The 12,278-nt window shown below is 36.9% G+C and carries 5 protein-coding genes; all 5 read left to right on the top strand.

What is annotated here, in order from left to right:
- Position 1: 1 nt before the first annotated feature.
- The 5 genes from AC3IPI_RS01140 to AC3IPI_RS01120 all read left to right on the top strand — a co-directional run bounded on the left by AC3IPI_RS01140 (position 2) and on the right by AC3IPI_RS01120 (position 11,996).
- On the top strand, positions 2–1,306 hold the full coding sequence (locus tag AC3IPI_RS01140; RefSeq protein ID WP_489156596.1) for a serine hydrolase domain-containing protein: 1,305 nt from the start codon (positions 2–4) through the stop codon (positions 1,304–1,306).
- Positions 1,307–1,597: 291 nt separating this feature from the next.
- Positions 1,598–2,740, top strand: coding sequence for an exo-beta-N-acetylmuramidase NamZ family protein (locus AC3IPI_RS01135; RefSeq protein WP_489156594.1), 1,143 nt, complete (start codon positions 1,598–1,600; stop codon positions 2,738–2,740).
- Positions 2,741–3,909: 1,169 nt separating this feature from the next.
- A complete protein-coding gene (locus AC3IPI_RS01130) occupies positions 3,910–7,281 on the top strand; it encodes a DUF8694 domain-containing protein (RefSeq protein ID WP_489156592.1) in 3,372 nt (1,123 codons plus the stop codon).
- 416 nt (positions 7,282–7,697) lie between these two features.
- The gene (locus tag AC3IPI_RS01125) at positions 7,698–9,701 is read left to right on the top strand and encodes a DUF8696 domain-containing protein (protein WP_489156590.1); all 2,004 of its coding nucleotides are present in this window, start codon (positions 7,698–7,700) and stop codon (positions 9,699–9,701) included.
- Between the two features lie 54 nt (positions 9,702–9,755).
- Entirely contained in the window at positions 9,756–11,996 is a 2,241-nt protein-coding gene (locus tag AC3IPI_RS01120; RefSeq protein WP_489156588.1) for a DUF8694 domain-containing protein, read from the top strand.
- Positions 11,997–12,278 lie beyond the last annotated feature (282 nt).

Genomic DNA, 12,278 nt, shown 5'->3' with positions numbered 1-12,278 from the left:
CATGAAGAAAATAGGAGTTAAAATCGTACTTGTTTTTTTGATTCTTCTAGAGATTAGTTGCCATTCTCTAAAGAGTTCAATAAAATCTTTCGATACAAAGCAAAATGAAGTTTACATCGATTCGATGATGAATAATGCGCTCGAAAAAGGATTTTTTCCTGGAGCTCAAATTATTGTAGGTAGCAAAGATTCTGTTTTCATTTTGAAAAATTATGGGTATCACGATTATTCAAAAAAAGAGTTAGTAAAAACAGACGACGTGTACGATTTAGCTTCTATGTCTAAAGTTTTAGGAGCAACCCTCGTCGCCATGCGTTTGGTTGGAGAAAACAGATTAAAATTAGAAGATAAGTTGGGAGACGTAGTTCCTATGTATAAAAACACAGCTATTGCCGATTTAACTTTTTTTGAATTACTCACGCATACTTCGGGATTAACGCCCAGTATTACTTTTTATCAAAGTATGTTATCTACACCAGATGGATCTCCTTTGTTAAGTAAAGAAAAGTCGGAGAACTATCCTGATTTATTTGATACGATGTATGTAAACAAGAATATTGTTTATGATGCAAATTATCTCTCTTTTGAACCTAAAGAGAATTATGTTCAGGTTTATAAAAATATGTGGATAAATCCTGAGTTTTATAAATCGGTATATGAGAAAATAGCTGTAGCCAATACCAATCCTCGTGGTAAGTATTTGTACAGCGATTTAAACCTGATTCTTGTGCAACAAATGATGGAGATAAATACAGGTAAAAAGTTAGATCAACTGGCTAATAAAATTTATGCTGAATTAGGGATTTCAAAAATTGGATATAATCCTTTAAAATGGACTTCGGAGCAAAATGTAATGCCAACCGAAATTGATAATTTTTTCAGAAAAGATACCATCAAAGGATATGTTCACGATGAAGCTGCGGCTATTTTAGGTGGAGTTTCCGGGAATGCAGGTTTGTTTGCCAATGCACAATCGATCTCGGTAATTTGCCAGATGTTGCTTAACAATGGGAAGTATCAAGGAAAGCAAATTCTAAAAGCAAAGGCGGTTGCAACATTTACAAATTCGCCTCTTGCCAAAGAAGGAATTTATCGTGGACTTGGTTTTGATAAACGAAAACCAGATGCGTTTTATTGCAAAAATGATTTTGGACATACGGGTTTTACAGGAACATTTTTCTTTTTGAATCCCGATAATAATAGGTTCTTAATTATTCTTACCAATCGTGTAAACCCTACAAGAACTAATAGATTAATGTATAAAGATGATTTTTGCCCGAAGATTTGGAAACAAATAAATAATTAAAAAAAGTTAGTCACAGATTAAAAATGATTTTTGTTTTGTTGACGCTAAGTTTTTCACGCAGATTTTACAGATTTAAGCAGATCAACACAGATTATAAAATTTAAATCTGCCAGAATCTGCAAAATCTGCGAGAAACAATTTATTATAATGTAAATGTCCTAAATCTGCAGAATCTGCGAGAAACAAAAATTAGTGGCAAAAAACAATCTGTGTTAATCGGCTTAAATCTGCTAAATCTGAGTGAAACAATTTATGCTAATTCGTGCAATTAGTGAAAAACAAATAAACCCTATGAAAAAACTAACCATAATATGCGTATTAATTACAACCGTTTCTTTTGCGCAAAAAATAAAAACAGGAGCAGAAAATTATACTGAATATTTACCTTTACTAAAAGGGAAAACTATTGGTATTGTAACCAATCAAACAGGAATTATTGATAAGAAAACCCATCTGGTTGATTTTTTGGTTGAAAAGAAAGTAAAGATAAAAACCATTTTTGCACCAGAACATGGTTTTCGTGGTACTGCCGATGCTGGCGAACACGTATCTGATGAAATCGATACCAAAACAGGATTATCGATTGCTTCCCTTTACGGGAAAAATAACAAACCAAATGCTGAGCAATTAAAAGGAATTGATATCATGGTTTTTGATTTGCAAGATGTAGGAACACGATTATATACGTATGTTTCTACAATGCATAGAATTATGGAAGCTTGTGCCGAGAATAACATTCCGTTAATTGTATTAGATCGCCCGAATCCGAATATTGGTATTGTGGATGGTCCTGTTTTGGATATTGCGTTTCAAAGCGGAATTGGAATGCACCGAACTCCTTTGCTCCACGGAATGACTTTAGGCGAAGAAGCTAAAATGATTAATGGAGAAAAATGGCTTAAAGACGGAATTCAATGTAAATTGACCGTTATTCCGTGTCTGAATTATAATAGAACCATGAGTTATAGTCTGCCAGTACGACCTTCTCCTAATTTACCTAACGATCAATCGATTAATTTATATGTTAGTTTATGCCTTTTTGAAGGTACTAATATAAGTATGGGACGTGGAACGGAGAAACAATTCCAGATATACGGTTCTCCTTATTTGCCAAAAAGCGATTTTGCATTTACTCCAAAACCAAATTTTGGAGATAAAGATCCTTTATATAATGGTGTAGAATGTAATGGGGAGGATTTGTCGGCAATTCCTAGAATTAATAGACTAGAAATTAAATGGCTGATTAAGGCATACCAAACAACTGTCGATAAGTCTAAATTCTTCGATAAAAGAAAATTCTCTATACGAGCTGGAAATGAAAAATTGCAACAACAAATAGAAGCTGGAATCTCCGAAGAAGAAATTAGAAATAGTTGGAAAGATGGTTTGCGAGATTTCAAAAAAATGAGAGCAAAATATCTGATTTACAAATAAGAATAATAAATTTATGGGCATGCCCCGCAGAAAAAGCGGGTCGGGCTATACATTCCAATCTTTTTATTTTTTAAAGAAAAAAATAAAAAGGATTTCCATTGCTATCCCTCATGCGACCCCAGCAGATAAAAGATAAAAAGATTTAAGATTTTTGACTAACGATTTTTGATTTCAGATGTGGGAAACAGTGTAAAATCAGCAATCTTATTATTTATTAACACAAAATCAAAAATCGACAATCGTTACCCGAGCCTGAAAGAGCGAACAGGCGAAGCAATCTTCAATCAAAAATCTCTTAACCTTAATGGCATTGGGGTCTCCGCGAGTAGCTCCACAATCTAATACTCTTTTATGTTAGTTTCTTACGGAGATCCTTCCTTCGTGAGGAAGACAAGATTGAGGTAAAGGATACGCTGATTCATCATGGATTTTTTATGTAACATTATTAAATCTATTTTATCTGCGTTTCCTTTACGCGTAATCCAAGCCTTTGCACCTTTGTCTCTCAGCGCCTTTGCACCTTCTTCAAACAATCTTGTCAACCTGGGCGGAGTCGAAGGGCATAACGTGCAACCAACTTTGTCCTAAAAAAGTAACGCGGATAAAATGGATTCGCTATCGCGAAGACGCTGAAAAAAAACGGATTTAATAATGTTGCATAAGAAATCCGTGATTAATCCGTGTCTTTACGGAGTAAATCCGTTTCATCCGCGTTCCTTTTATGCGTAACGTTTTATACGTGGGCTTCGACTCACTCAGCCTGACAAGATTATGGTTGTTTTACGCGTAATCCAAGCCTTTGCTCCTTTGTCACTTAAAACCTCAACAACTCAATAACTTACTCTGAATCAGTTTTTTTTGTAACAAAATGACATTTGTAATGTATTGATATTTAGTATGTTAAATATTTGGTAAAAAAATTATTTATTCGTTGAACGACACAATAATTTGCAGAATAATTTAAATATATGCAGAAATATTTTGTTAATTTTATCATTAAATATTTTAAATACCTGTAATTCAGCAACTTGTGAATTATGTGTTTCTTGATGAAAAATGCCTTGATAACATTTTAATCAAATGAAATTTCTTTTTAATACCACACTTATCATAAATACCCTTTTCCCAAAATAATTAACTGATTTTTTTCATTATTAAAACCTACTATTATGAAATTAAAATTATTTTTATTACTCGTTTTTATTAGTTTTTATTCGTGGTCACAGACCACCAATACATTTACAACTAGTAGTGGTACATTGGTTCTGCCAGCAGGTGTGACTAGCATTTTTGGTCAGGCTTGGGGCGGTGGCGGCTCAGGCGGAGGTGCTAGTGGCGCAGGATTACTCCTTGGGCGAGGTGCTGCAGGAGGAGGAGGAGGTGCTTATGCAAGTGCTAGACTATCAGTTACTTCTGGAGCGACCTTAAATGTGGTTGTTGCAGGACAGACAACTGGAACTACAGGAGCTAATGGTACAACAGGAGGAAACTCTACTATTATAGGATATGAATCTTCATTTTTGGCAGCTGGCGGTTCAGGCGGAGGAGCAAATAATGCAGGAGGAACACCTCTTGGAGGAGTTGGAGGTACAGTTGCCAATTCTGCAGGAACAGTTCGGTTTGCAGGTACTAATGGAGGTAATGGTACTACAGGGGCACTTTTAATCAATTCTGGAGCAGGTGGTGGTGGTGCAAATTTTGGTGGTGCAGGCGGAGCAGCTGTTATGGGGGCTCTATTAGGGAGTAATGCGCCAGGAAATGCTGGAGCAGTCTCTGGTGGTGGCGGTAGTGGAGCAATAAATTCAGGACTGGGTGCAGCTCAGGTTGGTGGAAGTGGTGCAGCTGGTAAAGTAATAGTTTCCTATAATTGTCCTACTTATAACATTACTGGCACAACAGCATCAAATGTATGTTTGGGTACAACATCTACAATAACGGTAGTTTCTAGTGCGGCATTATTGCCTACGGGTAGTTATGTAGTAACTTACAATAGGAGTAGTCCTAGTGCAACTGCATTAACTGCAAATATGACGGTGAGTACAGCAGGAACTGGAACTTTTACAGTTACAGGATTAACTACTGTAGGGACTAGTACAATAACAATTACGAAACTCAGTTCAGAGAATTGTTCATCCAATATCACAACCAATAATACAGCTACTATAACTGTTTTTACCAATACTGTTGGCGGAACTGTATTTGTACCTAATGGAGAGGTTGATTACGGAAGCACGAGTGGAGTATTGACATTAGTAGGTAATGTAGGTTCGGTCATCAAATGGCAATATTCAATAAATCCGTTTACGACATGGATAGATGTGCCTAATCCGAGTACCAGCACGGATTATACTTCGGTGGCATTAACAGAAACAACAGATTTTAGAGCCGTTGTAAAGAATGGAGTTTGTGGTACTGAAAATTCTTTTTCAAATGTCGTACTAGTAAAACCAAGGCCTACTATAGCTTTAGCTTCTTCGGCAATAAGTGTTTGTGAAAGCGGTATTATCGAAAATACAATATTATCTTACAAAACAACAACAGGGGACCCAACAACTTATAGTATCGTTTGGGATTCCTCGCCAGCCAATAGTTTTGTACCAGTTGTTGATGCTGCATTACCAACTAGTCCAATCACGATTGCTGTTTCTGGAGGAACAGCTGCAGGAACTTATACAGGAACATTGACTGTGAAAAACGCAAACGGAGTTGCCAGTATCAATTATCCTTTTGATTTAGTTGTACATGATACTCCTACAATTGTTTCATATGGAACAGTTAAACCAATTCATGCAAGTGCCAATTTACAGAATGGAGAACTGTTTTATGATAGGGTTTATGCTAATCCTACAGCATATCGTATTGATTGGAATGATAATGCAAATAATGCTTTATTAGTAGATCAGCCTAATACTCCATTTACTTTTTCGCCAAACGGGGGTGTTTTAAATACAATTGTGATACCTGCCAATGTTCCACCTGGAAATTATACAGGTGAAATTTATATATTCAATGAGTATTGTTCTGAACATGAGGTGATATTCTTGGAGGTCACTCCAGGATTACCTACTATAGCTTTGGCTTCTTCGGCAAAGGATATTTGTTTTAGTGATAATGCAACAAGTACCTCATTATCCTATAAAACAACAACAGGGGACCCAACAACATATAGTATCGTTTGGGATTCCTCGCCAGCCAATAGTTTTGTACCAGTTGTTGATGCTGAATTACCAACTAGTCCAATCACGATTGATGTTCCTGGAGGAACAGTTGCAGGATTTTATACAGGAACATTGACTGTAAAAAACGCAAACGGAGATGTTAGCGGAGGATATGCCTTTGAATTAGTTGTAAATGCTTCACCTACAATTACTACAACAGGATCAGTTGAATCGGTTTATACAAGTGTTAATTCACAAAACACAACATTGGCCTACGATACCACCACAGGTAACCCTACATCATATCTTATCGATTGGAACTATGATGCAAATCAGGCCTCATTGGCAGATCAGGGAGCTACTCCATTTATTTTTCCGTCAAGCGGAGGTGCTATAGATACAATTGTTATCCCGGCCAATGTTCCAGCGGGAACTTATTATGGTGATCTTTATGTTGACAACGTAACCTGTTTTAATATGTATCCAATATCGATAACAGTAACAGATATACTTAGTATAGGTTTGGCAGAATCTGCTAGTAATATATGTACAAGTAAAGAGGGTAATGCACAGAATACAACAATAGATTATTCGGGAACTACTGGAGACCCAATAACTTATAGTATCGTTTGGGATTCTACTCCAACCAATAGTTTTGTATCAGTTGTTGATGCTGCATTACCAACTAGTCCAATCACGATTGATGTTCCAGGAGGAGCAGTTGCAGGAATTTATACAGGAACATTGACTGTGAAAAATGCAAACGGAGATGTTAGCGGAGGATATGCCTTTGAATTGGTTGTAAATGAGACTCCTACAATTACTACAACAGGGTCAGTTGATTCGGTTTATACAAGTGTTAACTCGCAAAACGCAACATTGGCTTATAATACCACCACGGGTAACCCTACATCGTATCTTATTGATTGGAACTATGATGCAAATCAGGCTTCATTGGCAGATCAGGGGTCTACTCCATTTACTTTTCCGTCAAGTGGAGGTGCTATAAATACAATTGTTATCTCGGCAGATGTCCCTCCGGGAACATACTATGGAGATCTCTATATCGACAATGTAAATTGTTATGATGTTTATCCAATATCTATAACTGTTATTTCAGCCGAAGTTCCAAGGATAGGATTATCTACATCAGAAAATAAAATTTTGATTTCAGCTTTAAGCAAAGTGATTACAGTTGAAACTTCTGATGAAACAATTGATAAAGTGTATGTTTTTGATGTTTCGGGTAACTTACTCTACCAGAAAGATGCGGTAGGAAATCCTAAATTGAGTATCAATAATTTAAAATCTGCTAATCAGGTTTTGGTAGTCAAAGTAGTTTTAGATAATAATAAAACTCAGACAACAAAAGTGATTTATTAAATTGAATAAAGATTGTGTTTTTAAAAACCATTCCGTTTTGCGGAATGGTTTTTTGTTAAAGATCAGGGAGAACTGAAGCTCAAAGCCTAAGTAACATTGAATCTCCTTATTATCTCAGTACTTTTTTTGTAACAAAACAACATTTGTAACTTATTGATTTGTAATGTGTTAAAAAATAAAGAAAAATCTCTTTTTATCTGTTTAAGTACACAATTATATGCAGAAATATTTTGTTAATTTTATTAACACAAAGACTTAATGTATTAAAATACAGTACGTTATGATTTTTAAGAAAAAAAGAAACATTCTAGATTGCTCTTCAATCTAATCCTGTCTTTCTTTTTAATACCACTCTTCATAAATACCCTTTTCCCCAAATAGTTAACTGATTTTTTTCATTATTAAAACCTACTATTATGAAGCTAAAATTATTTTTATTACTCGTATTTATTAGTATTTATTCGTGGTCACAGACCACCAAAACATTTGCAACTAATGGTACACTTATTGTCCCCGCAGGCGTGACCAGTATTTCCGGTCAGGCATGGGGCGGCGGTGGCTCAGGCGGAGGAGCCAGTGGTGCCGGGTTACTTTTAGGGAGAGGCGCTGCCGGAGGTGGTGGCGGAGCTTATGCCAGTAGTATACTTACAGTTGCTTCTGGGCAAATCTTGAATGTGGTTGTTGCAGGACAGACTACTGGAACTACTGGAGCCAATGGTACAAGAGGAGGAAACTCTACTATTACAGGATATGAATCTTCATTTTTGGCATCAGGCGGATCAGGCGGAGGAGCTAACAATGCAGGAGGTACGCCACTTGGCGGAGTTGGTGGTACGGTTGATAATTCCGCAGGAACTATTCGTTTTGCAGGGGTTGATGGTGTTATTGGTAACACAGGGGCACTTTTATCACTATTGCTTACCTCGGGCGCTGGAGGTAGTGGCGCTAATTTTGGAGGCGCAGGAGGCGCAGGAGTTGGAAGCTTAATTTTAGGTAATGCACCTGGTAATGCAGGATCAGCCCCGGGCGGAGGAGGTAGCGGAGCTATAAATTCGGCATTAGGTACTGCACAGACAGGAGGAATTGGTGCAGCGGGACAGGTAATTGTTTCGTATACTTGCCCTACTTATAGTATTACATCTACAACTGCTGCAAGCATTTGTGCTTCTAGTGATACAACTTCTACAATAACAGTAACAGGTAGTGCTACATCATTGCCTGTTGGTAATTATGTAGTGACTTATAACAGAAGCAGTCCTAGTGCTACAGCATTAACTGCTAATTTAGCGGTTAGTACAGCAGGTATAGGAACCTTTACAGCAGTAGGATTAACTACCACAGGCTCTAGTATAATAACTGTTACTAAACTTACATCAGAGACTTGTTCTTCTACTATTACCGCTAACAATACTGCTACAGTAATTGTATCGCCAGCAACAGTTGGAGGAACAGTAAATGGCGGAACTATTATTAATGCAGGAAGTACAAGTGGTTTGTTAACCTTATCAGGTCATACAGGATCTGTTGTTAAGTGGCAATCAGCTGTAAGTCCTTTTACTACTTGGGCAGATATCGCTAATACAACCACAACTTATACTTCTGGAGTATTAAATGTAACAACTCAATTTAGAGCGGTTGTTCAGAGTGGAAATTCTGCTGTCGAAAATTCTGCAGCAACAACGATTACTGTAAATCCAAGACCAACTATAACATTAACTTCATCTGCTATCAGTCGTTGTTCTACTAACGATGGTAGTGCCTCGCAAATAGCATTAGGCTATTCTGCAACAACAGAAAACCCAACAACCTATAGTATTGTCTGGAGTTCATCTCCTACAAATAGTTTTGTACCTGTTACCGATGCAGCATTGCCGGCAAATTCAATTAATATTGCTATTCCTGCAGGAGTAATTCCTGCAACATATACAGGTACATTGACGGTAAAAGATGCAAACGGAGGTGTTAGTAATCCAGGTTCAATTTTTACTTTAAAAATAAATCCAGGTGTTACTATTAATACTGTAACAACAATCACTGCTGTTAATGCAAGTAGTAATCCGCAAACTACAGACTTGTATTATGGTGCTAATACTGGTACTCCTAATAAGTATTCTATTGATTGGGCATCTCCTTTATTTGCAGATCAAGGGGATACTCCAAATTACTTTTATGGAAATGGATTTATGATACAAAGTATTCAGGTACCAGCAAATGTTCCTGCCGGAACTTATATGGGAACCATACTTATTAGCAATGATAATTGTTCGGTATCTAAACCAGTATCTATAACCATTAATCCAGCTATACCACCAAGTATACAGTTAGTATCTACCTTAGTAAAACGCTGTACTGGAGGTGGTAATTATCCGCATTATGTTGCATTACCGTATAATCAGGTAACAGGTAATCCTATAACATAGAGTATTGTCTGGGATGTATTACCAACGAATAGCTTTACAGCAGTTACTGATGCAGTGTTGCCAGACAGTCCTATTTCAATTCTGGTTCCTTATAATGCTCCGACTGGAACTTATACTGGAACATTAACGGTAAAAAATGCAAATGGTAGTATAAGTAGTCCATTAGCTTTTAGTGTAAAGACATCTCTGGGAGCGCCTTCAATTACCACAACAGGAATAATCACAGCAGTTTTTACAGCAGCTAGCTCACAAACTACAACATTACAATATTCAGCTAGTATGGATAATCCTGAGCAATATTATATTGATTGGGACAGCACTGCAAATAATGCTTTATTGGAAGACCAACCTAATACTTTATTTGCTTTTAACCCGAGTGGTGGTACTATAGACTCAATTAATATTCCGGCAAATGTTGCACCTGGAACTTACAATGGGACATTATTTGTTGTTTTTGATTCTTGTGTGAGACTTTATGAAGTATCTATAACGATTAATGGTGAGGCACCAACCATTGATTTAGCAGCTTCGGCAGAAAATCGTTGTTATACAGGTACTAATATAGTTCAAAGTTCAAAGTTAAATTATGCAGGAACTACAGGGGCGCCAGTAACATACAGTATTGTTTGGGATTCCTCTCCGGCAAATAGTTTTGTACCAATTACTGATGAAGTGTTACCAGCTAGTCCAATCATAATCACTATTCCAGCTGGAACAAATATTGGAACTTATAGAGGAACATTAACTGTGAAAGACGCAAACGGCGTTATTAGTTTAGGGACGGTTTTTAAAGTAAACATCGGATTACTAGCAACAATTCTTAATGGAGGTACCGTTAACTCAGTGGCAACAAGTGGCAGTTTACAAAATGCCTCATTAAAATACACAGGGGCCTTTGCTACTGCTCCTACTAAGTATTCTATTGATTGGGATCAAGCGGCAAATGATGCTTTATTGGCAGATCAGCCTACCTCTTCATTTGCTTTTTCATCAAGTGGAGGTATTCTAAATACAATCCAGATACCTGCAAATGTTTTGCCAGGAACTTATACTGGTTCGTTAATTACTTCTACTGAAACTTCTTGCGATGCACAGCAAAAAATATCTATAACGATAAATCCACAGGTAATAATACCTACTATAGCCTTAGCTACTTCGACAAAGGATGTTTGTTTTGATAACAATGCTGTAAGTACAACATTGTCTTATAAGGGAACAAGTGGAGACCCGATAACATATAGTATTGTTTGGAATTCTTCTCCTGCAAATAGTTTTGCTGCTGTTACAGATGAATCTTTGCCAGCCAGCCCAATTACGATTAATGTTCCTGCCGGAACAGCTGCCGGAACTTATGTAGGAACATTGACTGTAAAAAATGCAAGTGGTGGTGTTAGTATTAATCATGATTTTAATGTAGTTGTAAATAAGACACCTTCTTTTAGGTTGTCTCCTGAGGTTGAACCGAGATGTACAAGTACCAACTCACAAAATTCAAGATTATCGTACGGCGATACCTCTGGAAATCCCACAAGCTATTATATTGATTGGGACCAAGCTGCAAATGATGCTTTACTTGAAGATCAGCCTAACACTCCACATGTTTTTAGAGAAGATAATGGTATTATAAGCACAATTATGATCTCTGCAAATGCTCAACCTGGAACTTATTTTGGTAGAATATATATTGTTAATGCTCTTTGCAGTACATCTTATGAAACGTCAGTACGTATTATTCCGTTGACAGCAACTCCGATTATTGGAGAAATTAAGCCATCAAAAGAAGGGGCTTCAACAGGTAGTGTTGCTTTAAGCGGATTACCTTCGGGTAGATGGGAAATTGAAAGTGATCCGGCGATAGGATTTAGACCAGGATCTGGTACAAGTACAGTTGTAAAAGGTCTTGCAGCGGGTACATATATTTTTAAGGTACTTGCTGAAAGTGGAGGATGTATCTCATTAGCATCAGAAAGCGCTACAGTTTATTCTTATACAGAGATGAGAGGAACTCTTCCAAAAGATATTATGGCAGCAGAAATACCAGCGACACAAGATTTAGATTCGGATGAAAATAGAATTTCGGTAGCTACCTTAAACAAAGTAATAAGTGTTAATGCTTTTAATCAGAATATTGATCAGGTGTTTATTTACGATGTTTCAGGTAATTTACTCTATCAGAAAGAAGCGGTAGGAAATCCTAAATTGAGTATTGATAATTTAAAATCTGCTAATCAAGTTTTAGTGGTTAAAGTTGTTTTAGATAACAACCAGACCAAAACCCAAAAAGTGATTTTTTAAATTAAATAAAGTGTTGTTTTTAAAAACCATTCCGTTTTGCGGAATGGTTTTTTGTTTTTTAATAGATTCTAAACTGTTGAGGTTTAAAGGTGCTAAGTGGCAAAGGTTCAAAGGTTCAAAGGTGCTGAGGTTCAAAGTTGCAAAGGGACAAAGGGACAAAGACTTGATCACAACAGAACCCTAATCTTGTCATTCCGAAGAATTGAGGAATCTCCGCGAGTGGCTCCGCAATTTAAGAAAAACTTTATGTTAGTTACTTGCGGGGCTTCGACTCCTCAGCCT

This window comes from Flavobacterium sp. GL_143 (assembly GCF_057834355.1).
Note: the sequence above shows the minus strand (reverse complement) of the source record. Positions and strands in the feature narration are given on the sequence as shown.

Bases quoted from the DNA above. Each gene is read 5' to 3' on its own strand.
- AC3IPI_RS01140 (WP_489156596.1), top strand. From the start codon at position 2: ATGAAGAAAATAGGAGTTAAAATCGTACTTGTTTTTTTGATTCTTCTA.
- AC3IPI_RS01135 (WP_489156594.1), top strand. From the start codon at position 1,598: ATGAAAAAACTAACCATAATATGCGTATTAATTACAACCGTTTCTTTT.
- AC3IPI_RS01130 (WP_489156592.1), top strand. From the start codon at position 3,910: ATGAAATTAAAATTATTTTTATTACTCGTTTTTATTAGTTTTTATTCG.
- AC3IPI_RS01125 (WP_489156590.1), top strand. From the start codon at position 7,698: ATGAAGCTAAAATTATTTTTATTACTCGTATTTATTAGTATTTATTCG.